This window comes from Methylomonas sp. Uni0011 (assembly GCF_056850255.1).
This window is the reverse complement of sequence record NZ_JBVVNO010000025.1, coordinates 33,292-55,799: the sequence shown is the minus strand read 5'-3', so window position 1 is coordinate 55,799 and position 22,508 is coordinate 33,292. Positions and strand designations below refer to the sequence as shown.

Sequence of the window (22,508 nt, the reverse complement as noted above, 5' to 3'; positions counted from 1 at the left end):
ATTTGGCTTTTTATAACGGCCGCCGATCGCACTCAACATTGGGCTATCAATCCCCGCTTGAATTCGAGCAGGAATTTTATAGAAACGCTGCCTGATGTGGTGTCCGGTTTTTGTTGACCATTACACTTTTCCCTGACCAGACCGTAAGACATGCCTTGGATATAGCCTCTACCGTAGGCATCGGAATAGCTATAAGTCCATGTTTCGAAATCGGACGATTTCGTCGTCGACACCGGTTCACCGAAATGTTGCCTGATCATCGCTTTGGTCGTGACACCCTTTCTGATCTGGGAGACGTAGGTATCGTCAAATTTACGCCCTTGCGATGCAGCTGCGCAGCCGCCGACGATTATCGTCGCGACAGTCATGCAGAATACGATCAATAAACTTCTCATCGAACTCACCCTCCAACAAAAATTGGTCAAGACTATCGAAACCCGGAGCGGGCCGGCAAACGATATTAAATACTTGCTTCAGCTGTTATGAATCGATTCCGCAATTAACGTCACGGCAAATTAGGAAGCGCCTTTCAACGCCAGCGCCGTCTTCGCCAGACGCTCACCCAATACCCAACACAAGCGCTTTTCGTGCTCGGTCAGTTCGGCATCGGCTTCGGAGCAATGGCTGGGACCGTAAGGCGTGCCGCCGCTGACCGTTTCCCGCAGCGCGATTTCGTTGCAGGGCAGGCTCAGCAATAACATGCCGTGGTGCATCAACGGCAACATCATCGACAGCAGCGTGGTTTCGTGGCCGCCGTGCATGCTGCCGGTAGAGGTGAACACGCCGGCCGGTTTGCCGGACAAGGCGCCGGAAAACCACAACGGCGTCGAGCTATCCAGGAAATACTTCAACGCCGCCGCCATATTGCCGAAATGGGTCGGGCTGCCCAACGCCATACCGTCGCAATTTTCCAGATCGTTTAACGTCGCGTAGGGCGCGCCGCTGTCGGGAATGCTATCGGCAACTTTTTCCGATACCGCCGATACTTCCGGCACTGTGCGCACTAGCGCTTCGGCTCCGGCCACCGACTCGACGCCGCGGGCGATATGCTGCGCCATCCGCGCCGTGCCGCCGTCGCGGCTGTAATACAGGATCAGGATTTTCGCCATTACAGGATACTCAAAACAGCTTCGGGCGGACGGCCGACGGCGGCTTTGCCGTCCTTCAGTACGATGGGCCGTTCGATCAGTTTCGGAATTCTGACCATGGCTTCGATCAACTCGGCGTCGCTCAAGGACTTGTCGTCCAAGCCGTTTTCCTTGTATTCGGGTTCCTTGGTACGCATCAACTCGCGCGGTTTCAGCCCCAGCTTTTGCAAAATATCCTGCAATTCGGCGGCGGTCGGCGGGGTTTTCAGATATTCGACGATCTCGGGCTGGATATTGTTGGCTTCCAACAGTTTCAAAGTGTCGCGGGATTTGCCGCAACGCGGGTTGTGGTAGATTTTCACGCTCATGCTTCGCACCTGTATCGCAATGGGTTGCGGCTATAATAGCACCCTTCGAATCACGGATAACTTCACACAGCCATGCAATTACCCAACTATTCCAACGCTCGGGTGCTGGTGGTCGGCGACCTGATGCTGGACCGCTACTGGCACGGCCCGACCTCGCGTATTTCTCCGGAAGCGCCGGTGCCGGTAGTGCATGTCAAACAGGACGAATTCCGCGCCGGCGGCGCCGGCAACGTGGCGCTGAACATTGCCGCGCTGGGCGCCAAAGTCTCGGTGCTGGGTTTTACCGGGGAAGACCAGGCCGCAAACGCGCTGGAAAAATTGCTGAAGGATGCCGGGGTGTTATGCCTGTTCCAAGCGATACCGAATTATCCGACCATCACCAAACTGCGGGTGATGAGCCGCCATCAGCAGCTGATCCGGCTCGATTTCGAAGACGGTTTTCAACAAATCGACAGCGAGCCGTTGCTACATCTATACCACGCCGAACTGATGCAATCGCAGGTGGCGGTACTGTCCGATTACGGCAAAGGCACCTTAAACCAAGTGCCGCAATTCATTACGCTGGCCCGGCAACTGAAGAAGCCGGTGTTGGTCGATCCGAAAGGCAGCGACTTTTCGATTTACCGCAATGCGACCTTGATCACGCCGAACCTGGGCGAATTCGAGGCCGTGGTCGGCCGTTGCAGCAACGAGGCGCAAATCGTCGAACGCGGCCTGAATCTGATCGATACCCTGGCACTGGATGCGTTGCTGGTTACCCGCGGCGAGCACGGCATGAGCCTGCTCTGCAAGGATGCCGAACCGCTGCATTTGCCGACCCATGCTCGCGAAGTGTTCGACGTGACCGGCGCCGGCGACACCGTGATTTCGGTGCTGGCCGCCAGCCTGGCGGCGAAAAAACCGCTGGCCGAAGCCACCCAACTGGCCAATATCGGCGCCGGCATCGTGGTCGGAAAAATGGGTACCGCCACGGTCGATACCGACGAACTGGCCGCCGCGCTGCAGGGCCCGCGGGCGCGCCACAAGGGCGTCTGCACCCTGCCGGAACTGCTCAAGGAACGCGCCGCCGCCAAACAGAACGGCGAAAAAATCGTCGCCACCAACGGCTGTTTCGACATCCTCCACCCCGGCCACGTCCGTTACTTGCAGCAAGCCAAAACCCTGGGCGACCGCCTGGTGGTGCTGGTCAACAGCGACGATTCGGTCAAGCGTCTGAAAGGCCCGGAACGCCCGGTCAACGATTTGGAACACCGGATGGAAATGCTGGCGGCGCTGGAATGCGTGGACTGGGTGGTAGAGTTCGCGGAAGACACGCCCAAAGCCGTTATCGACCAGTTACTGCCCGACATTCTGGTCAAAGGCGGCGACTATAGCGACATCACCAGCATCGCCGGCCACGATAGCGTGTTGGCCGCGGGCGGCGAGGTGAAGATACTGTCGTTCATCGCAGGCCATTCGACCACCGGCATCATTCAGACCATCCGCGATAAATCCCGGCCTTGATTTCGATTGCCGAACGCTAGCCGGACTGGTCCGGCTGGTACGGCAAGGAATATTGGTCGCCTTCCCGCGCCAGCCAGACCGGAAATCCTAAGCGCTCGGCCTGCAACAGGCCGGAATAAATCGTATCCAGATCGGCGTCGCTTCGGGTCGGCTCGTGGTGGGTCAGAAACAATTGCCTGACTTTAGCCTGAGCCGCGATATCTAACGCCGAACGGTAGGTGCCATGGCCCCAACCGTGGCGCTCGGCATACTCGGCGTCGGTGTAGGAACTGTCGATGATCAGCGCGTCGACGCCGGCCATTGCCCCGATCACTTCTTCGTTTTTCTGGTCGATCAATTCCTGCATCGCTTCGTAACCGGGATGCTGTTCCGGATAAGGGTTCAGTGGCGGCTCGTAGTCGCCGGTGAAAAACAGCGAACCGCCGGCGTCATCGTCGATTCGGTAACCGAAGTTGAACACCGGATGGTTCAGCACGGTGGGCGTGACGCGGACGCTGCCGATCCGGATCGGCTCCCCGGCTTTCAGCGTGGTGTAACGCACCTCGGCCTTCAATTGCGCTTCGCTGATCGGGAAATAGGCGTGCTGCAACTGCACCCGCATCGCCCGCTCGATGCCCTGATGGGTCACCGGTTCCAGGCCGCCGTATATATTGATGCGGTTACCGGCTCGAAACATCGGCAGGAAAAACGGCAAGCCCTGGATATGGTCCCAGTGGGTATGGGTGATCAGAATATGCGCGGTCAGATCGCGCCGGTGCAGCAGCGTTTGCGCCAGCGCATGAATGCCGGTGCCGGCGTCGAGAATGATCAGATCGCCGGCGCTGCTGGTGATTTCGATGCAGGTGGTGTTGCCGCCGTAGCGGACCGTATTCGGCCCCGGCGTGGCAATCGAGCCTCTGACGCCCCAGAACTTGAACTTCATGCCTGCCGGCCTAATGCGCTTCGTCCCAGTTGGCGCCGGTGCCGGCTTCCACCAGCAAGGGCACGGCCAACTCGGCGGCAGCGGACATGATGCCGGTGATTTTGGCGATGCTGTCCGAGAGAATGGGCTCGGCCACTTCGAACACCAGTTCGTCGTGCACCTGCATGATCATTTTCAGGTCGGCGCCGCTGGTTTCGATCCAGTCGTGGCAGGCGATCATCGCCCGTTTGATGATGTCGGCGGCGCTACCCTGCATCGGCGCGTTGATCGCGGTGCGTTCCGCGTACTGGCGTTGCGCGGCGTTGCGGGCGTTGATGTCCGGCAAATACAGACGGCGGCCGAAGAGGGTTTCCACATAGCCTTGCTGCTTGGCCAATTCCCGCGTGCTGTCCATGTAGTGCTTGACGCCGGGGTAACGGCTGAAATACAGGTCGATGTAAGACTGGGCCTGATTGCGCGGCAAGCCCAATTGCTGCGCCAAGCCGAAGGCTGACATGCCGTAAATCAGGCCGAAGTTGATCGCCTTGGCCGAGCGGCGCAAATCGTGGGTGACCTGATCCGGCGCCACTTCGAACACTTCGGCGGCCGTGGCGCGGTGCACGTCCTCACCGGCGGCAAAGGCTTTCAGCAAACCGGCGTCGCCGGACAAATGCGCCATGATCCGCAATTCGATCTGCGAATAATCGGCCGCGACGATTTTGTAGCCGGACGGGGCAATAAAGGCTTGGCGGATTTTGCGGCCGTCTTCGCTACGGATCGGAATGTTCTGCAGGTTGGGGTCGGTCGACGACAAACGCCCGGTCGCGGCCACAGCTTGGTGGTAGGAGGTATGCACCCGCCCGGTTTTGCGGTTGATCTGCTGCGGCAGTTTGTCGGTGTAAGTCGATTTCAACTTGCTCAGGCCGCGGTGTTCCAGAATCAGCCGCGGTAACGCAAAATCCACCGCCAATTCCTGCAATACCGATTCATCGGTCGACGGCTGGCCTTTCGGGGTTTTTTTCAGTATCGGCAGATTCAGCCGGTCGTACAGGATTTCCTGAATCTGTTTCGGCGAACCCAGGTTAAAAGCCGAGCCGGCCAGATCGTGGGCCTGGATTTCCAGGCCTATCATCCGGTCCGCCAACTCCTGGCTTTGCTGAGCCAGCATGTCGCTGTCGATCAGCACGCCGTTTTCCTCGATTTTGGCCAGCACTTTGACCAGCGGCAGCTCGATATCGTTATACAAAGCCCACAAACTGGGCCGTTGCTGCAATTCGGCGGACAGGGTTTGGTGCAGACGCAAGGTGATGTCGGCGTCTTCGGCGGCGTATTCGGTGGCGCGGTCGATCGCCACTTCGGCAAAACCGATCTGCTTGGCGCCCTTGCCGCAAACGTCCTCGAAATGAATGGTATCGACGCCCAGGTAGTGCTTGGCCAGGTCGTCCATATTGTGTTTGGTCGCGGTACTGTTCAACACGTAGGATTGCAGCATCGTGTCGTGGCGGATACCGCGCAACGCGATGCCGTGGTTGGCCAGGACGTGGGCGTCGTATTTCAGGTTTTGGCCGAGTTTGGCGCGGTCCGGGCTTTCCAGCAACGGTTTCAAGGCCTGCAGCACGCTCTGCCGATCCAGTTGCGCCGGCGCGTCCGGATAATCGTGCGCCAGCGGTAAATACGCGGCTTGGCCGGCTTCGATCGCAAACGAAACGCCGACAATCTCGGCTTCGCTGTAATTCAGGCTGCTGGTTTCGGTATCGAACGCGAATAACTCGGCTTGTTCCAGCCGGGCCAGCCAGGCATCGAATTCGGCTTGGCTGAGGATGGTTTGGTAATCTTTTGCGACCGGCGCCGGTTTCGGCGCTGCGGCTTGCCCGACCGGTCCGGCGGCGGTTGCCGTGGCATCGCCGTTCAGCGTTTTCAACCAACTGCTGAAACCCAGGCTACCCAGCTGGCTCTTCAACGCGGCGATATCCGGTTCCTTGCGTTTCAGATCGTCCAGGCTGTAATGCAAAGCCACGTCGCATTTGATCGTGGTCAATTCCCGCGATAGCGGCAATTGGCCCAAGGCCTCGCGCAGGTTGTCGCCGATCTTGCCCTTGATTTGGTCGGCGCTGGCGATCAGGTTGTCCAGCGTGCCGTATTCCTGCAGCCATTTGGCGGCGGTTTTCGGTCCGACCTTGGGCACGCCGGGGATGTTGTCCACCGCATCGCCCATCAAAGCCAGATAATCGATGATTTGTTCCGGTTTGACGCCGAATTTGTCCTGCACCCCGGCAATGTCCATCACCGCGCCGGTCATCGAGTTTTCCAGAATGATCTGCTCGTTGACCAATTGCGCCATGTCCTTGTCGCCGGTGGAAATGATGACATTGAAGCCCTGGCGGGCGGCGTTTTGCGCCAGACTGCCCAGCACGTCGTCGGCCTCGACCCCGTGTTCGATGATCAGCGGCAACCCCAAAGACCGGATCAAGTCGTGCAGCGGTTGAATCTGCACCCGCAATTCGTCCGGCATCGGCGGCCGATGGGCCTTGTATTGGTCGTACAACTCGTGACGGAAGGTCTTGCCCGGCGCGTCGAATACCACAGCGAAGTAAGGCGTGTTGTAGTCGTTGATCAGCTTGCGCAGCATGTTGGAGACGCCGTAAATGGCGTTGGTCGGTTCGCCTTTACTGTTGGTCAGCGGCGGTACGGCGTGAAAGGCGCGAAACAGAAACGACGAACCGTCGACGAGAATCAGTTTATGGATGGCGGAATCGGACATGTGCGGTCGAAAGACAGATAGATGCCGGAACGATACAGGGCGAGCCAGAGCGCTGCAAGCGTAGAATTTCACACGCCGCCGGCGCACGCTTTTCTCGGCGGTGCTTAGCGCAGTAGACTATTGCTATCCGCAACTTAGCAGAGAACGACCATGGCCCTTGCCAAACTCAAAACCCGCATCAGCCCGGAACACTATCTGGCCGGCGAACGCCAGTCCGAGCTCCGCCACCAGCTCATCGACGGCGAAGTCTATGCGATGACCGGCGGCAGTGAGAACCACAACTTGCTGGAAGGTAATATTTTCAATCTGTTCAAAAACGGCCTGAAAGGCAAGCCGTGCAAGACTTTCATGTCCGATATGAAACTGCGCATCGCCGACGATTTCTTCTACCCCGACGTGATGGTGGTTTGCGGCGAAGACCAGCAGGACGCCTACTACAAAACCGCGCCGGTCGTGATCGTGGAAGTGTTGTCCAAAACCACGCGCAAATTCGACCAGACCGCCAAACGTCTGCGCTGCCAGACCCTGCCGACGCTGGAGGAATACGTGCTGGTCGAGCAGGATAAAGGCGAGATTCAGGTATTCCGCCGCAACCAGCATTGGCAGTCGTTTTATTACTATCTGGGTGACCAGATCGAATTCGCAGCGCTGGATCTTAGCCTGAGCGTGGCCGACATTTACGAGCAGGTCGATAACGAGGACGTCGTGGCGTTTAACCAACAGCCGCCGGCCGAGTCGCTGCCTTAACCGGTCGGCATTAGCTTGAATTTTGCCGCGGTTGATCGACCAGCGCGGCGATGACCAAATCGCCGCTGACGTTTAAGGTGGTGCGGCACATGTCCAGAAACCGGTCCACCCCCAGAATCAGGCCCATGCCTTCGGCCGGTATCCCGACCTGTTGGGTCAGAATCATGATCAAAGGCAGCGAGCCGCCCGGCACGCCGGCGGTACCGATGCCGGCCAGGATCGACATCAATACCACCTGCACCTGTTGCGTCAGCGATAGATCGACGCCGTAGACCTGGGCCAGAAACAACACGGTAATGCCTTCGAACAGCGCCGTGCCGTTCTGGTTGGCGGTGGAGCCTATCGTCAGCACAAAGCGCGAAACTTCCGGGCTGAGTTTCAATTCCCGTTCCGCCAGTTCCAATGAGCGCGGCAATGTGGCGTTGGACGACGCAGTCGCGAAGGCATACAAATACACGTCGCGGCACTGCCGGAAAAACGGCCAGGGCGCGATACCTCTGAATAGCCTTAACATTACGCTATAAACCAGAGCTTGTTGCAGCAGCAGGCCGACTACTACCACCAGCACATAGAATCCCAGCGAGAACAAAATCTGGTGGCCGAATTTAAAGGTGGATTGAAACACCAACGCGAATACCGCCCACGGCGCGAATTGCATCGCCGCGTCCACTATCCGCAGGCAGGCGGCGTAAGTTTCCTCCAACAACTCCAGCCAACGCGACGGTTTGCCGCCGTTCGTCGCCGCCAACGCCGCACCGAACGCCAACGAAAAAAACATCAACGACAGCATTTCGCCGTCCAGGGCCTGCACGGCGCTGTTGAACGGGTTTTTCGGGATGATCTCCAGCAACGATTGCACCACCGGCTTGGCTTGCGCCACGTGTTGGCGAATCTTGTGCACACCGGCCTCGTCGCCGAGCAGTTGCGAAATATCCAGACCGGTGCCGGGCTGCAGCAGATTCACCAGCGACACGCCGATCACCACCGACGCCGAGCTGGCAATCAGCGTAAATAACAAAGTGCGCTGGGCAACCCGCGCCAAACCGTGGTGGCTGCTGAGCTGGTAAACGCCCAGCATCAAACCGCTCATCACCATCGGTACCACGATCATGAAGATCAGCCGCAGGAAAATCTGGCCGACCGGTTCCAATAGGTAGCGGTTGAATGCCTGCAAGCCGGCATGGTCGGCAAAACCGTGGCAAGCCAGGCCGGCGGCGGCGCCCAACCCGAGGCTGAGCAATAATCGGTGGTGGTTTTTCATGGCAGATATCCGCCCGGCAGTCGCAATAGCCTGGATAGTAGGTCTTTTCGCCGGCTTTGTTAACTTTGCCGTGGTTCGGCGCGTCTTGTATTTCCCAATCCGATCTCTAACAATACCGGCACTCGGCCTGCCGGCCGGGCGTTAGATTATTTCCTTGAACAGTTTTAGGCGGGGCGCATCATGGCTTTCCACACCGATCAATCCGATGTTTATTTGACGGAGGACGAATACCTGGCCAGCGAGGCGGCTGCCGAAGTCAAGCGCGAGTATATCGACGGTCAGGTCCACGCGATGGCCGGTGCCGGTTATAACCACAATTGCATCGCGGCCAACATTCTCGGCGAGTTCAGAAGTCATCTAAAAGGTACGCCCTGCGCGACGTTCATGGCCGACATCAAACTGCAGATCGGCAAGGATTACGTCTACCCGGACGTACTGGTAGATTGCAGCAAAATGTCCGGAAACGACCTATTTTCGACGGCGCCGGTCATCATCGTCGAAGTCTTGTCCCGCTCCACCCGTAAAACCGACACCACCACCAAACTGATCCGCTACACCAACCTGCCGTCGTTGCAGGAATACGTGCTGATAGAACCGGACATCGTTTCGGTGCAAGTCCTGCGCCGCGCCAACCACTGGCTATCCGAGTACTATTTTCTCGGCGACGACGTGACGTTTACCTCGATCGGGCTAACGCTGAAAGTGGAGGACATTTACGACCGGGTCGACAATCGCGACATCAACGAATTCCGCGAACAGGCGCTACAACCATGACCCAACCCATTGACTGCAACCTGCACGATTACCTGGAAATTGCCTGTATCTACGGCTACCGCGTCAAACTGACGCTGACAGACGGCAGCGTGGTGGCAGGCAAAGCTGTCGACACCGTGACGACCGCAGACAAACGCGAATATTTGCAGCTCGATACCGAGCGGGTGGAAACCAATCGCTTGGCCAAGTTGGAGGTACTGACGCCGGGAGCAAAATTTAACGAAATCAAGTTTTAAGCGGCCGCCGTGGCTGCAGAGTTCGATCAAATCCGCTTTATTTCCAAAACTTCCACCAAATCGGGTCGTGCCGCTGCTAACGGAGCAGCGGCATCGATTTCGGATCGAGTAGCGAAGAATTGCTCATCCCTCGCTTCGACATGGAAATGCAGAACAATTTGTCGAAATTTTTGACAAACTACCGCTGTCAGCCGGAGCTATTCTCAACGCTTCCCGCTATCTATTTGTAATCATTTAATATTCTATGAAGACTTCAGTGATGGTGCATTTTTTGCTTTAGGATGCGGTCACTGTTAGTAAGGATGTTTAATGAAAACCATACTCGGATTACCTCTTCTGGCCATACCGACTGCCATTGCTTTCTCCAGCCCGGCCCATGCAGCACTTTATGACCGCGGCAACGGCATGATTTACGACAGCAGCCAAAACATCACTTGGTTGCAAGATGCCAACTATGCCAATACCTCGGGCTACACAACCACCAATTTTGCCGGCCGCATGACTTGGGACCAGGCAACAGCCTGGGCGGATCAACTGGTTTATGGCGGTTACGATGATTGGCGTTTGCCGTCCGCAGGCTTGAGCGGCACGGCAACTTGTTCAACTGCCGCAAACTATGCGACCTGCCCCGACAAATTCAATGGCGCGTACGACGCCAGCTACAACAATAGCCGCAGCGAAATAGGACATTTGTTTCTGGAATTGGATAACAAAGCCAATTACACCATCAATGGCATCGAGGTTGCACCGAGCGAAAGAGGCTTTTTGAATACAACCTTCCTCGACTCCAACAGCCAGAAAAACGTCAGTTTTAACAATGTGCAATGGTCGATTTATTGGGAAGCCGAGAAGCTTTTCGTACCAAACAATCCCAATACCGGAGGACGCTGGAATTACAGTGTGGTTTCCGGTTATCAATCGGGAAATCTCGACAAATCCAACCGCTTGTACGCTTGGGCGGTCCGAGATGGCGACGTCGCTCCCAGCAACGTGCCGATACCGTCCGCCATCTGGTTTATGTTTTCAGGCTTAGCCGGTCTGGTAGCCGTCATCAAAGGCAAAGATTGAACTCCCGAAACGGATAAGGCTAGCCGCGTCTGCGGCTCGGCCGAACCGCCTGGCCGTACATTCGATTCGCCTGGCCGCAAACAAGCAGCCCCAAACTTACCGACTAAAGCTTGCGTTTAAAAAAACGAACCGTTTTTTCGCGCGCGTCATAGGCCTGCTCCACATCCGGAATCATATTGACCGTACCGCCCCGGCCCAAATGCGAAAAATTGTCGGTGATCGCAATCGGCACCATTAATCGATCCCAAGCATGCGTGGCATCTGGGTAACTAAGCACATCCACCAGCGCTTGTTCGTCGGCCGCAAGACCTGCTTTCAACGCCAGACAAGGCGCGGCGCTTTCGTCGTACTCGTCCAACTCGCCGATCTGGATCAGCACCGGCGCGCCGGTTAACGGATTCCCGTTCGGGCTACCGAAACTGAAATAAGGCAGTCGCGGATTGTTGTAGCCGTAACATAACGGATAGTTGGCGACGTGGGCTTTGAAATGCCGGCCGCCGCCGTATTTTTGAGTAACCTGTTCGGTCGCGCTGGCCAGGGTCATGACGCCGCCCCAGGAAAAGCCCAATACGCCGATTCTTTCCGGGTCGATCTCGGCTTGGTTGCTTAAATACTCCAACGCGGCAAAGGCATCGGGATAGGTCAGAATCGGTAAGGCCGGACGATTGGCGGCAGAGGCAACGCCGCGGGCTTCCCACATGTCGAGTTCCAGCGTGGCAATACCGGCCTGCTGCAGCTCGCTGGCATAGAAGTCGCCGCGCGCATCCACTCCGGCGGAGCCATGTAAAATCACCACGGCCGGCAAACCGGCGTGCTTACCGCGGCAGTGTCTCTTTCCCGGCAACGACAACTTGGCTTTGACGGTTAACGCGCCTTGATTGACCACCCCACCCGGAACGCCCGGATTGAAAGCCAACTTTTCCGATTGAATCTCGACAAACTCGATTTTGGGTCGGCTTTGCGCAGCGCAATTTGCACCGTCGTGAGCCTGAACGCCGGAAAATGCACTCGATAGTAATATGCCTGCGAATAAGGCATCGCGGAATTTGCTCATAGTCGTTTCCTCCTCAGAAGGGCGAATTCAAGATGTTGCCGGAAAGGCTCAAGACTAGGCTTTAACTTAAGGCGCTTCAAAGTATAGTCTCGGTTCGCTGGATCGGGCCGGCGGCGCTAACTTGATAACTCAATCGTATTTTTTCCACCGGTGTTCCGTTTGTGCTCGCGGAAATACCGGTTTGCCGGTCCGTCCCGATGGCTCAGTGCCCTTGGATGCAAAGGTAAAAAGCCTTTTGGCTAGTTCGCCGGACCGATATGCGGCCGGTAAGCACTAATTTTATCGACGTTAAAACCCATTACCGATTCGCGGCCTGCTATTGTCAGATCCGTCCCAACCGGCATACTCAATCTGGCGTCTTTTGGCACGCAAAGCGCCTTTTTGCCAATCAGCAACGGTCGGCCTTCGATTTCCGGTTTGTCGCAACTCCGCGAACTGCCGTAATGCCAGCCCGATACTCTGAATACTTTGGTTACCTCGTCGCCGAAAAAATGGGTGTAACCGTAAGCCGCGCCAAGCCCAATTCCGCTGACACCGATATAAAGGCCCATCGCCAGGGTAAGCGGGATTCTAATCCAGCTTTTTTGCAGCAGCTTTTGGAATGGCTTATTGGCTTGGTAAGGCGTGCCGACACGGTTGCGGGTTATTTCGGTCATAGTCACCAAGCCGATTGCCAGGACCGCGCCGTAACCGATACCGACCGATAATCCAAAATCGCTGGGTAGAATCGTACTCAATGTGATGTCGACCAAGCAGCCGACGATGGCCGGCAACAACACGCAAGCACCCAAGATCGCCAGCAATCTCAGCCTAGCGGACACGTCCGCGGCCCGATTGGCTTGGAATATCGACCGCCCGTTCGCGGGGGTAGTGGCCATGTAAACCGCTAAGCCGAGCAGTAGCACGAACTTGTCGGCATACTGGAACGTCACGAATACGCCAGTGACGCTTGCTACCGACAGTATCGCGCCCACTCCCATCGTGAGCAAACCGACGTAATGCAAGGGTTTTAGTTTTAGCGGCCGGTTCTTGTCGATCGGGATTGCATTGACGAACGCGAGATGCCTCAATTGGTACGTCAAAACCACAGAGGCAAGCGTACCGATAGCGAAGAAAAGCCAAGACATGGTGGCATTCGACCAGCCGAAATGGCTTTGCAGCATGCTAATCCCGACAGCTGTTGCCACCACCGATAACACTAGCGCAAACGCTGAAGCCAAACCTTTCAAACTCATGATATTTTTCCGTATTCAATAATGCCGCGAAACGCCTTCGCCTTAGTTCCCATGCTGCTGCGCCGGTCGTAATGCAGAAAAACCGCTTGCCTGACGGACACCTGCATCCGGTGCCAATGGATGATGATTACAATCGCTCTTGCAGCCTGAATCCAAGCACTGCTGGCGTTACCGCAGACAACGAATCCTGGCCGGAAGGCGGTTAAGTATAGATGTATAACGCCGAGCGGCCGACTTTGGTAACTAGCGACGATTCAAGTGATGGGATGCGGCTGAGCTCTGCAGTCGAATGCGCTTTATTTCCAAAACTTCCACCAAGCCGGGCGATGCCGCCGGTAACGGAGCAGCGGAATCGATTCCGGATCGAGCAGGGCTACATCGGCGAAGCCTTCCAGTTGGTAGCCGAACAACTCCGCCAGCGCGGCCTCCGCCAAGTCCAACGGATGAAACGGTAGCGGATAGCTTGCGTCCTCCGCATCGACCGCCGGATGGGTACCGGCCCAAAACGGAACTTCGAACGACAAGCGTTCGCCCAAGTCTTCGATAATCCCGCTGTCGGGCGAGAGGCTCAGCGAGCGCCGCAATTGGCCGTTCTGCCAGGTTGCATAAGCAAACCAATCGACGACGCTGTGCATCGCATGCAGCGTGACATTGGCCCCGCCCGCGCTGAAATGCCGGGCCAGTTTGGACGGACGGTCGATACGGAATTCCTTGGCGGCAAGCACCGCCACACCGGGAAAACATCCGACCAGCAACTGGGCGTCGGGCGGACAGGTATACGCCAGGGAACCCTCGCCGATAGGCTCGAGCCGCTGGTTCGGAAACAACGCGGCCGCCAGCCGTTGGCTGGCCTCGACATCCAACGTCGGCTTGGCTGCCAACGCCTGACGCGGGTTTGAGTCGGCGACCACCAACATCCAGGTTTTTGTACCCATCGGCTATGCTCCAATTGATTTTGTCGGATTCGGGTTAATTGACTGCGGGTGAGCACGCTTGAGTGCCCACGCCGGGCTATTGGCTTATCAATTTCAATTGAAAAACTCTTGACTCCCCGATAAGGCTGCGCAAATCGCCGCTGCGCGGGCTCGTCATAATATTCAAGCGATATAAGGAACCGGATAATCTGTAGGCCGGAATAAGCCGAACGGCGTTTCCGGCGATTTAATGCACGCCGGAAACGCTAACGCTTATTCCGGCCTACTGGGCTTGCTCGGCCCCGCGACACACGCCTGTTGCGGCTTGACCGGAGGCGCCAGTTCACAGCAACCGTGACCTCACCAGCAGCAGGCGAAGCCTGTTGCGGCCAAGACAGACAGAAGCGGGCATTGGTATTGGCGCGAACCACTGAGGACGGACAGACGAACCAACCAGACACCGACGACACCTGCTACGGGCTAACGTGGAGGTGAGGGGCGGCCGGAGCCGAAGGCGGAGGGAACCAAACTGCGCAGCAGTTTGGTTCCCTCGACCGCAGGGTTAGGTCGCATTGCGCAGCAAGCTCGAGTCAGAAAGGCAGTAGATCATCATGGGAATCGGAACTGTTGAGGCCGAGCTTTTCTAACTTGAAAAGCTCGTTTGTAGGGTCTTCGGAGCAGCTGAGCTTAGATAGTCTTTGCTTTCCGCTGTAAACGCCAACGCCCGCCCACGCACCCATCGAAGTAGAGAAGTATTCGTTGACCACGTATGTGATGTCTCCCTTTCGTGAAGGAAATTTCGGTCAAGTAAGTCCTTGTACCTCGTTCGAAATATCCCGAAAAGGCCTTTGAGGGGTGCCTCTCGTCGGGCGGATAAACCATCTCAATCTTGCTTGGCGAGCCGAACCGGTAATGCACGCTACCGATGCTTTCGTTCAAATCCTGGGTGGCGCACACCGAAATATTCTTTTTGCCAGTTTTGCAGCTAAAAAGCACTGCCTCAGTTGGCGAACAAAGCGTGATAGACGGCGGAGCTGCAATTGACGTACATTGCGCAATCGCACAAGAGGTGCTTACAAGAACGGCAGCAATTCGCTTGGAGTGTTTCATGCGATCTAACGCCAAGCTCACCCGACGAAAACCGCGTAGCGGTTTTTGGTCGGGTGAAGCGGCTGGTTAGGCCTGTGCCTACGCAAACTGAAACTCGCCACCGAGCTCCTCGATGATAAACGCGAGATCTTGAGCCGCGTTCTGAAAGATTTCTTGAATGATTCCTTCAACCCCATACCACTCCAAAGACTTAGACCTATCCGAGTGGATCGTATCGTCTGAAAACTCAACTCCGCCTAGATGTGCAACCTTTGCCAGTGAATACATACGATCGAACTCAATAGGTTCACCGAGTCTGTGAGCTAAGCGGTTACGCACTGAGTTCATTTCAAGCAGGAACTCACCCATCTTCTCCCCAATAAGCCCCCTAGACTTCGCCATATTGACCTTGTTTGGAAAGCTCAGATCAAACAAATTTATATGATCTGCATCTGTAAGCTTCAACTCAATCAGTTGAACGAGAACAGACTCCAAGATGAGATGTCCCGTTATGAACGCCGCAAGCTCGGGTCGATCAAATAGCGACATAATGTGGTCGAGATTTGGACGAACTCTATCTTTCCAATGATCTTTCATGTATCTAGGCCTAACGTAAAGCTAAGGGGCGTGCCGCTCACGGACGCTAAGCGAAGCCCTAACAGGTTGGTGAAAAACCATATTTCAGACGCTAATTTTGGCCAGCTTAATCAATATATAGTGTCTGCAGTATCATGCTTCAACTAAATACAGGCTGAGTTAGGGTCAAAAATGAGTTTTTCACCAACCTGCTAAAGCTTGATAAATTACAAAACTTTAAAACCGCCCTGAGGCGGCACGTCCCTTTGAGCGCCATGTTAGGCATTGTTGCGCACCTTGAATTTAAATAATGCCAGTGAACCCACTACTCCCACAATAAACCAAAATATGATCAGGAAAACGATTGTTATGGGCGCATAGTTTGGCGTCATTCTTCCAAATAGCGCCACAGTAAGTTCCCCCATTAGCTCTCTGTTTTCCAGAAATGGCATGAGATTTGTTGGCGCAATAGACACATAGATTAATGGATGAGAATAGGGCTCTGGCACAAGAAAGGCATTGACTAAAAACACTGCTGGGAGAGACAAGCCAATGCCACAGTGCATAAATATAGATTTAACCTTTCCCCTAGTAGTCATTAGAGCCACCGCCTAACTATTGATTATCAGGCAAATCTGCCTGACAAGTTGATATTGCCGGCCATTTCGGGCACTTTTGCCCTGATAACCGCCAAACCGGGCACATCTGCCTCGATAACCGGATTTTTGCCATAAATTCGGGCACATTTGCCTCTACAGAAAGGGGTCAGGCCTAGAAATATAGCAAATCCTTTCAAGGATGCTTAATTGTTAAACCTGACCCTGCTTTGTGACCCTGCTTTGCATTGCCGAACGGAAATTAGTCGTATCGATTCACTTCCCTGCCGGATCGGGTAAACAATCAAATTTCATCACCCGACAAAGGTTCCCGCCTAGGTACTTTTGCCAAAATTGCCTGAAGAGCCGATGCATCGGCCCGTTCGGCTCTAGCTTGCAGATATTCCTCGGTGGCGATCGCAGAAACCATTTCCGCTACGGCACTGGCAATGAGTTGATTAATCGATATACCTTCCTTGGTCGCCAGTTCTTTTAGATGACGCTGAATCGAATTGGGCAAAACCAAACTAAATTTTTTCATTATCTATTCGAAAGACGATATATCACGTTGACACTTTTGGATATTTTAATTCTCGAAGGAATATATGTAATCTTAGCTGTATCGCTTTCTTTGTGCTGACTTTTTTTAAACATCGGCGGATTTGGATTAGAAATCCCAAAAAACTCGTTCAAGCTGTGGAAACCATCTTCCGAAATTGCATATGGATATTCTAATGAAGCATTCATGCCATTTGCCATATTTTCGGCTTTTCTTTTGGCGTCGGCGCAAGCCTCTTTAATTAATTCAGATTCTACTTGCTTGCGTTCAGCGATATCGAATTTAGTAGCGATATTGGACAAATTTGAAGTTTTCAAAAGCCAGTCCATAAAGGTAGTGTACTTATCAAGAGCGGGTAATATTATAGTGAATTTTTGGTTTACTTCGTACCCCAATATCTTAAGTTCTGTGTAATCCTTATCTTCTCGCACAACTTTTTTATCAATATCATAAGCCTCCAAATTATCTTTATCCAAACCTAAGGAAAAGTAAAAATTAATAATTTCCAAGCTTTGCTTTTTTACAATAGCAAGAGCTTTCTCCGATTTTTCATCAAAAACACTTACGCTAAAGGTTATGGTTGCGATGTCTGGAGGAGTTTCTTTTTCTGCAGTACCAGTCGAGAATAAAATCGGAAAATCAGGCCACTGTGTGGCGAATACCGCTGTTGCATTTAAAGTTAACAAAATGAGCATCAGTAGCTGCTTTTTCATATTAGATTCCCAGAATAAACGGATTGTCCGACAAATATATTATTTGACGCTAACATTGCCAGCCACCCCATTCCCCCTGACCGCCTCGTTGTACATATCAAACCCGCTGGCCGGCGGGATCGAGGCGTTGCCGGGGCGGGTGGCTTTCCAGACTTGGTATAGCTTCAATTCGGCGCCGGGTTGCAGTTTGGCGACGCGGACGATGCGGTCCGGGTAGCGTTGGGTTTCCTTGATGCCGGCCCAGTAGCTATCGTCGCCGGCTTGCAGTTTGGCGTCGGCCAGGTAGGTCTGGTCGTTTTCCTGGCCCTCCGCCAGCGACGGGATGCCGTCCTCGATCACGACGAAGTCGCTGCCGGCCGGCAAGCGGTTGGGTTCGGCGCTGCGTTTGATTTTGACCTCGCTGACCACGACGTCGCCGATGTGCAGCGTCTGGCTCAGATCGACCGGTTCGCTGCCGCCGGCGGTAATCCGGCGGAAATTGCGTTGGATGCTGAGGCCATTGTCGCGGGCGACGACGGCCGGGTATGGCAGTTCGACTTGCAACGTGGCGGATGCTATATCGGTTTCGCTGAGATCGGCGAGTTGCAGATCGGCCAGTTCGGCGGCTGCCGGCAATTTGTCGAAGCGGCCCAGATAGCCGCCGGGAATGGGTTGCAAGCTGCCCAACGCGGCGGATGCATTGGCGACTTTCAAGGTCCGGGCTTTTTGGCTTTGCGCGGCGGCGGCTTCCTTGCTCAATAACTCGCGGGTGTTGAAGATGACTTGCGCGGTATCGTAGGTCGAAGTCCAGTAGCCGTGTTGCTGGGTCTGCAACAACAGCCGTTTCAGTCTGCTTTCCAACGCCGGCGGCAAGTCGCCCGCGGCCTGCAATGCACCGAGGCCGGCGGATATTATGCTGGGCAAGCCGAAGCGGAAGCCGAGCCGCTCATACGATGGACCGGGTTGGCTCTGATAAGCGGCCGGATCGATCGCCTCCAGCGCCTGCTGCAGGCGTTTGCCCAAGCGCTTGGCCAGATCGGGCTGGCTTTTCATTTGTTGGTTGAAGGCATGCCAGCTTTGGTTTTTGTAGGCCGCCGAGATGCGCAGCGCCGCAGTCAAGTCTTCGGCACCGGCTTGCGGGTCGGCGCCGACTTTTTCGACGAACTCGGCTTGCCGCTCCCACGGCGCCTGGTAGATGTAACCCACCGCCGAATAAGCGGCCAGCGTAAAGCCGTCCAGCACTTGCTCGGTGTTGGCTTGTTGGGCCAGCCACTCCGCGCCTTTGTTGTAGGCCGAGGTGGTGCCTTCCAGTTTCAATTCCTCGGCATATTTCAAAGCCTGCATCGCGATCATTGTCACCGGCACGCTGGGCTCCGGATCGTTGGCCCACAACGCAAAACCGCCGTCGGCTTTCTGATTTTGGATCAGTTTACGGAGACCCAACGCCGCATTCTGCTTGGCGCGCTGTAAGGGTTTTTCCAGCGGCCCCAATTGCTCGGGCTTGAGGCCGGCGCGTTCGATCAGGTCCAGCAACACCAGATTCGGCACCGTGCTATGCGCCAGTTGTTCGGTGCAGCCGTAAGGGTATTGCACCAGCATTGCCGCCGCCTGCAAGGCCGCGCCGAGCAGGCCGGAGTTGACCCGCACCGTCAGTTGCGCCGGTTGGGCCTGCTCCGGAATATCGAAATGCAAATGACCGTCGCGGCGTTCGGCGGCATAGACTTGCGCCATCGCCGCCGGCTGAATCGGCAAATCGAATTCTTCGGCACCGCCGACTTTGACTGTGTTCGGCGCGGTCAACGCCGCTTTTAAGCTGGCATTGCCGGCTTGCGGGCCGGCGGTCAACCGTAGCGGCCATAATTGCTCGGCTTTGGCGGCCAAGTCGGCGCTCGGCGTCAGGTTGATATCCTGGCCTTGCAGATTGTCACTCAAACTCAGATTGCCGGAGACTTTGACCGGTTCGGGCGAATGGCTGGTCAATTTGACCGCCAATTCCACCTCGTCGCCGCTACGTAAAAATTGCGGGCCGACCATATCGACGGCGATGTCGGTTTTGGTGCGGAACTGGCCGGTGGTTTCGCCGAGGCGGCCGTCCTTATCGCTGGCCACAGCGGTGACCAGCCATTCGGTGACGTTGGCCGGCATATCGACGTCGATCGTCGCCGCGCCGTTGGCGTCGGTGACCACGTGCGGGAACCAGCCGGCGGTATCGCGCATGGCTTTTTTCGCCAGTTTGCTTTGGCTTTTCAAGGCGCTGAGCGCAAAGTTGGGTTTGCGCAGCAAGTCGGCGTAGCCGTAGCCTTGCAAGTCGTCGGAATAGTAGGTCGACAGATTGCTGCGTTGCAGCGGATAGAAAAAGTCGAAAATGCCGGGGCGGAATTCGGCTTGCACCGCGTAAACGGCGCGATCAACAATCGATACCGCCAGCTCGGTATTCGCCGCCGGGCTGCCGTCGGCGCGTTTGACCTGCAATTTGATTTGGGTGGGTTTGAGCGGTTCGGCTTCGGCTTGAGCCGGCTCGATGGCGATTTGCAGCCGCTTATCCCAGGGCACGATGCGGAAGCCCAGCGTCTGCTCCTTGTACTTGCCGCCGGCTACCGGGACCGTGACGGTGTGGTAAAAGCCGGTGCCGTATTCGGGTTTGGCAGTCACTTCGAACCAGCGGCTACGGCCTTGGGCCTGGGCGCTGCGGCTATCGAACAATTTGGCGCCGGCCACGGTTTCCCAAATCGCGCCGGCCTCGTTATTGCCCCAGGCTTTTGGCAGCAAGGCAAACACTTTGGCTTGCTCGCCGGGGCTGAGGATTGTGGTTGGCGTGTACAGCTCCAATTCCGGATTCTCGGCCACTGCCTCGCCGCCGTTGCCGGCGACGATCAACGTGGCCGGTTGCGAAGTGGAACTGTGGCTCATGCTGCGGCCGTCCAACGTCTCCAAACGCGCCACGGCGGTCAAGCGACCGAACTCTTTCAGCGCCGGTATGCTGAGTTTTTGCTGGCCGTTGGCGTCGGTGGCAATATCCAGTTTCACCAGACTGCGCTTGCCGCTGCCGGGCTGTTCCAGCATCACGTCGACCACGCCGCCGGCCTTGGCTGCCGGCTTGCCGTCGGCGTAACTGGATTGCAGCAAAATCTGCAAATCCTGATCGCCAACCGCCGCGACGGTTTTGTTAAAGCGTAGCGCCGGCTGGGCTTCGGCCAGCGTGGCGTAAATGCTGTCGGTCAAAATCGCGCTGCCGCCGGCGACATCCTGGGCGCGCACCATTAATGTATAAATCCATTCCTGTTCCGGTTTCGGCGACTTGGCGTCGGTTTGGGCTTCGGCCGGTACGGTAAATTCGAAACTGCCGTCGCCGTTGTCGGCCAGTTTGGCGGCGGTTTCCCACGGATTGCTGGCTTCGGCGGCCTGTCGGGCCTCGATCGAACTAAACAAACGCTGCGGCTGGGTTAATGGCGCGGCGGATTTGATCTGGCCGAAATAATCGTTGCCGGCCGACAAGCCGGCGCCGGCCTCGGTCACGAATTGCGGCGCCTCGAATTTTTTGCGGTACAAAAACACTTCGAATTTGACGTTCTGCGGGATGCCGCCGCTGTAACGCTTGGCGCGGAATTTCAGATTGAACGCTTGCCCGGCTTGCACAGTCTGGCTGCGTTCCAGCCGTTCCAGGTAAAAGGTCGGTTTGATGTAATCGCGCACCCGAAATTCGCCGCCGTAGGCTTTATGGTCGATCTCGGCCAGCAAACGGTAAAGGCCGGGTGTCTGGCCGGGATCCAGATCGAAGCTGCCGGAAAACGAGCCGAAGTCGGTCAATTGGCTGTGGCCTTGCAAGCCGGTGGCGTTGCCGTCGGCGCGGACTAATGACACGTCGGTTTGTTTGGATTGAAAGGCCGGAATCCGCAACTGGCCGTCCTGCAAATTGCGGACGATGCCTTTGTAGAAAAAGGTTTCGCCGGGCTTGAAGATCGGCCGGTCGGTCATCACGAATACCGCATGGTCCTTGGCCTGAGTCGGCAGAAAATCGGTCGCGGTCAACGCCGTGCGCGCTGCTGCGTTAGCGTTGGCGGCCGGCGCGTCGACCCGCACCAGTAGTTTGCCGTCCAGCACCCCGTCGGGATTGTTGAAGCGCAGTTCGCCGGCGGCATCGGTCACCCCCGGCAAGTTCTGCCAACGGCCGCGGCCGTCGCGGACGCTGACTTTGGCATTGGCCAGCGGTTGCAAATCGCGGTTCATCGCCCGCACCAGCAATTGCTCGCTGGATTGCTTGACCTGCACCGCCAGGCTGCTGACTTGAATCAGACACTGCGCCTCGGTCTTGCCCTGCACCGCCTGCAACAGATACAGGCCGTCCGGCAACGGCTCGAGTGAGATCTGCCGAACTTTGTAGCGGTGCTCGCTCCAGGTGTCCTCGTTAAACCACCAGCCCAAGTCGTGGGTTTGCTGGCCGTTGCGCAACAGGTCCAGATAGGTTTCTTTCACCACCTTAAAGCCCTTGGGCGGGGCGACCAGGATTTGCTGCGGCACGGCCGCCAACGGCTTGTCGGTCACGGTCAGTACCGAACCGCTGAACGGCGTGTCTTTCAAGGACTTGCGAAATTCCACATCCAACATGCCGCGCAGCAATTTCAGCGGCGATTCGGCGTTGTTCAATCCTTTTGCAAAATAATGGCCGGGATTGAGCTCGCTAACCGGCTGCTCGTAACTGCGGCTGACGTTGAATTGGCCGTCGAGAAAATTTTCCAGATTGTCGGCTTTCAATACCCGGATCAGCATCGGCTGGTCGGTGACGGTGTAATCCAGGCGGATGCTGGGCGATTCGCTGTTACTGAAACTGCGTTCGGCGGTCAGGTAGAACGGGCTGCCGGCGACGGCGGCAAGCGGTGCGAGAACTACCGCAAGCCCAATTGCCACGGCAAAACCCGCTAGCCGGTCGCGCAACACTGCATTCAGAAATCGGTACATTTCAACGCCTCCCGGCCGACGATTATCGATTGCCAATCCCGGCGTTACGCGCCCGAACCGGCATTAATTTCGCAGTAGCATAGCCGCTAATTGGAGAAATGAAACGCTTTTGCACCGGCCCGGCTGTAGT

19 protein-coding genes are annotated in these 22,508 nt (G+C 56.1%); 5 read left to right on the top strand and 14 right to left on the bottom strand.

Annotated elements, in window-relative coordinates; translation table 11 throughout:
• Positions 1-32: 32 nt before the first annotated feature.
• From AC0IM9_RS19030 to arsC, 3 genes are all read right to left on the bottom strand, one after another.
• On the bottom strand, positions 33-395 hold the full coding sequence (locus AC0IM9_RS19030) for a hypothetical protein (RefSeq protein ID WP_482805049.1): 363 nt from the start codon (positions 393-395) through the stop codon (positions 33-35).
• Between the two features lie 120 nt (positions 396-515).
• Positions 516-1,109 (bottom strand): NAD(P)H:quinone oxidoreductase, encoded by a 594-nt coding sequence (wrbA, locus tag AC0IM9_RS19025; protein WP_482805048.1) that lies wholly within the window; start codon positions 1,107-1,109, stop codon positions 516-518.
• Positions 1,109-1,456, bottom strand: coding sequence for an arsenate reductase (glutaredoxin) (gene arsC / locus AC0IM9_RS19020; protein ID WP_482805047.1), 348 nt, complete (start codon positions 1,454-1,456; stop codon positions 1,109-1,111). The genes wrbA and arsC overlap by 1 nt, the downstream gene beginning before the upstream one ends.
• A gap of 72 nt (positions 1,457-1,528) precedes the next feature.
• On the opposite strand from arsC, the gene hldE reads away from it, so the two are divergent.
• Positions 1,529-2,959, top strand: coding sequence for a bifunctional D-glycero-beta-D-manno-heptose-7-phosphate kinase/D-glycero-beta-D-manno-heptose 1-phosphate adenylyltransferase HldE (gene hldE, locus AC0IM9_RS19015; RefSeq protein WP_482805046.1), 1,431 nt, complete (start codon positions 1,529-1,531; stop codon positions 2,957-2,959).
• A gap of 16 nt (positions 2,960-2,975) precedes the next feature.
• Here the strand turns inward: hldE and AC0IM9_RS19010 are convergent, their stop codons facing one another.
• A complete protein-coding gene (locus AC0IM9_RS19010) occupies positions 2,976-3,881 on the bottom strand; it encodes an MBL fold metallo-hydrolase (protein ID WP_482805045.1) in 906 nt (301 codons plus the stop codon).
• A gap of 10 nt (positions 3,882-3,891) precedes the next feature.
• Entirely contained in the window at positions 3,892-6,621 is a 2,730-nt protein-coding gene (gene polA / locus AC0IM9_RS19005) for a DNA polymerase I (RefSeq protein ID WP_482805044.1), read from the bottom strand.
• Positions 6,622-6,771: 150 nt separating this feature from the next.
• Between polA and AC0IM9_RS19000 the strand changes: the two genes are divergently transcribed.
• Positions 6,772-7,368, top strand: coding sequence for a Uma2 family endonuclease (locus AC0IM9_RS19000; RefSeq protein WP_482805043.1), 597 nt, complete (start codon positions 6,772-6,774; stop codon positions 7,366-7,368).
• Between the two features lie 10 nt (positions 7,369-7,378).
• Here the strand turns inward: AC0IM9_RS19000 and AC0IM9_RS18995 are convergent, their stop codons facing one another.
• Entirely contained in the window at positions 7,379-8,629 is a 1,251-nt protein-coding gene (locus tag AC0IM9_RS18995) for a dicarboxylate/amino acid:cation symporter (protein WP_482805042.1), read from the bottom strand.
• A 180-nt stretch (positions 8,630-8,809) separates the two neighbouring features.
• Between AC0IM9_RS18995 and AC0IM9_RS18990 the strand changes: the two genes are divergently transcribed.
• The 3 genes from AC0IM9_RS18990 (at position 8,810) to AC0IM9_RS18980 (ending at position 10,707) form a co-directional block, all read left to right on the top strand.
• The gene (locus AC0IM9_RS18990) at positions 8,810-9,403 is read left to right on the top strand and encodes a Uma2 family endonuclease (protein ID WP_482805041.1); all 594 of its coding nucleotides are present in this window, start codon (positions 8,810-8,812) and stop codon (positions 9,401-9,403) included.
• Positions 9,400-9,639 carry a Rho-binding antiterminator gene (locus tag AC0IM9_RS18985; protein ID WP_482805040.1) on the top strand — a complete coding sequence of 80 codons (240 nt, stop codon included), beginning with the start codon at positions 9,400-9,402 and terminating at the stop codon, positions 9,637-9,639. The genes AC0IM9_RS18990 and AC0IM9_RS18985 overlap by 4 nt, the downstream gene beginning before the upstream one ends.
• Positions 9,640-9,948: 309 nt before the next feature.
• Positions 9,949-10,707, top strand: a complete 759-nt coding sequence (locus AC0IM9_RS18980; RefSeq protein ID WP_482805039.1) for an Lcl C-terminal domain-containing protein — start codon at positions 9,949-9,951, stop codon at positions 10,705-10,707.
• A 103-nt stretch (positions 10,708-10,810) separates the two neighbouring features.
• On the opposite strand, the gene AC0IM9_RS18975 is transcribed toward AC0IM9_RS18980, so the two are convergent.
• The 8 genes from AC0IM9_RS18975 to AC0IM9_RS18940 form a co-directional block, all read right to left on the bottom strand.
• On the bottom strand, positions 10,811-11,761 hold the full coding sequence (locus AC0IM9_RS18975; RefSeq protein ID WP_482805038.1) for a dienelactone hydrolase family protein: 951 nt from the start codon (positions 11,759-11,761) through the stop codon (positions 10,811-10,813).
• Between the two features lie 239 nt (positions 11,762-12,000).
• Positions 12,001-12,996, bottom strand: a complete 996-nt coding sequence (locus AC0IM9_RS18970) for a hypothetical protein (RefSeq protein ID WP_482805037.1) — start codon at positions 12,994-12,996, stop codon at positions 12,001-12,003.
• A gap of 296 nt (positions 12,997-13,292) precedes the next feature.
• Positions 13,293-13,931, bottom strand: coding sequence for a DUF6928 family protein (locus tag AC0IM9_RS18965; RefSeq protein ID WP_482805036.1), 639 nt, complete (start codon positions 13,929-13,931; stop codon positions 13,293-13,295).
• Positions 13,932-15,098: 1,167 nt separating this feature from the next.
• Positions 15,099-15,596, bottom strand: coding sequence for a DUF4145 domain-containing protein (locus AC0IM9_RS18960; protein WP_482805035.1), 498 nt, complete (start codon positions 15,594-15,596; stop codon positions 15,099-15,101).
• A gap of 257 nt (positions 15,597-15,853) precedes the next feature.
• Complete coding sequence (locus AC0IM9_RS18955; protein WP_482805034.1) at positions 15,854-16,174, bottom strand: hypothetical protein; 321 nt, start codon at positions 16,172-16,174, stop codon at positions 15,854-15,856.
• A 301-nt stretch (positions 16,175-16,475) separates the two neighbouring features.
• The gene (locus AC0IM9_RS18950; protein WP_482805033.1) at positions 16,476-16,712 is read right to left on the bottom strand and encodes a toxin-antitoxin system HicB family antitoxin; all 237 of its coding nucleotides are present in this window, start codon (positions 16,710-16,712) and stop codon (positions 16,476-16,478) included.
• Positions 16,712-17,443: an SIMPL domain-containing protein gene (locus AC0IM9_RS18945; protein ID WP_482805032.1), complete on the bottom strand. Its 732-nt coding sequence runs from the start codon at positions 17,441-17,443 to the stop codon at positions 16,712-16,714. Before AC0IM9_RS18945 ends, AC0IM9_RS18950 begins: the two co-directional genes overlap by 1 nt.
• A 39-nt stretch (positions 17,444-17,482) precedes the next feature.
• Positions 17,483-22,378, bottom strand: coding sequence for an MG2 domain-containing protein (locus AC0IM9_RS18940; RefSeq protein ID WP_482805031.1), 4,896 nt, complete (start codon positions 22,376-22,378; stop codon positions 17,483-17,485).
• Between the last annotated feature and the right edge of the window lie 130 nt (positions 22,379-22,508).

Coding starts and splice junctions, on each gene's coding strand:
- AC0IM9_RS19030 (WP_482805049.1), bottom strand. CDS start 395: ATGAGAAGTTTATTGATCGTATTCTGCATGACTGTCGCGACGATAATC.
- wrbA (WP_482805048.1), bottom strand. CDS start 1,109: ATGGCGAAAATCCTGATCCTGTATTACAGCCGCGACGGCGGCACGGCG.
- arsC (WP_482805047.1), bottom strand. CDS start 1,456: ATGAGCGTGAAAATCTACCACAACCCGCGTTGCGGCAAATCCCGCGAC.
- hldE (WP_482805046.1), top strand. CDS start 1,529: ATGCAATTACCCAACTATTCCAACGCTCGGGTGCTGGTGGTCGGCGAC.
- AC0IM9_RS19010 (WP_482805045.1), bottom strand. CDS start 3,881: ATGAAGTTCAAGTTCTGGGGCGTCAGAGGCTCGATTGCCACGCCGGGG.
- polA (WP_482805044.1), bottom strand. CDS start 6,621: ATGTCCGATTCCGCCATCCATAAACTGATTCTCGTCGACGGTTCGTCG.
- AC0IM9_RS19000 (WP_482805043.1), top strand. CDS start 6,772: ATGGCCCTTGCCAAACTCAAAACCCGCATCAGCCCGGAACACTATCTG.
- AC0IM9_RS18995 (WP_482805042.1), bottom strand. CDS start 8,629: ATGAAAAACCACCACCGATTATTGCTCAGCCTCGGGTTGGGCGCCGCC.
- AC0IM9_RS18990 (WP_482805041.1), top strand. CDS start 8,810: ATGGCTTTCCACACCGATCAATCCGATGTTTATTTGACGGAGGACGAA.
- AC0IM9_RS18985 (WP_482805040.1), top strand. CDS start 9,400: ATGACCCAACCCATTGACTGCAACCTGCACGATTACCTGGAAATTGCC.
- AC0IM9_RS18980 (WP_482805039.1), top strand. CDS start 9,949: ATGAAAACCATACTCGGATTACCTCTTCTGGCCATACCGACTGCCATT.
- AC0IM9_RS18975 (WP_482805038.1), bottom strand. CDS start 11,761: ATGAGCAAATTCCGCGATGCCTTATTCGCAGGCATATTACTATCGAGT.
- AC0IM9_RS18970 (WP_482805037.1), bottom strand. CDS start 12,996: ATGAGTTTGAAAGGTTTGGCTTCAGCGTTTGCGCTAGTGTTATCGGTG.
- AC0IM9_RS18965 (WP_482805036.1), bottom strand. CDS start 13,931: ATGGGTACAAAAACCTGGATGTTGGTGGTCGCCGACTCAAACCCGCGT.
- AC0IM9_RS18960 (WP_482805035.1), bottom strand. CDS start 15,596: ATGAAAGATCATTGGAAAGATAGAGTTCGTCCAAATCTCGACCACATT.
- AC0IM9_RS18955 (WP_482805034.1), bottom strand. CDS start 16,174: ATGACTACTAGGGGAAAGGTTAAATCTATATTTATGCACTGTGGCATT.
- AC0IM9_RS18950 (WP_482805033.1), bottom strand. CDS start 16,712: ATGAAAAAATTTAGTTTGGTTTTGCCCAATTCGATTCAGCGTCATCTA.
- AC0IM9_RS18945 (WP_482805032.1), bottom strand. CDS start 17,443: ATGAAAAAGCAGCTACTGATGCTCATTTTGTTAACTTTAAATGCAACA.
- AC0IM9_RS18940 (WP_482805031.1), bottom strand. CDS start 22,378: ATGTACCGATTTCTGAATGCAGTGTTGCGCGACCGGCTAGCGGGTTTT.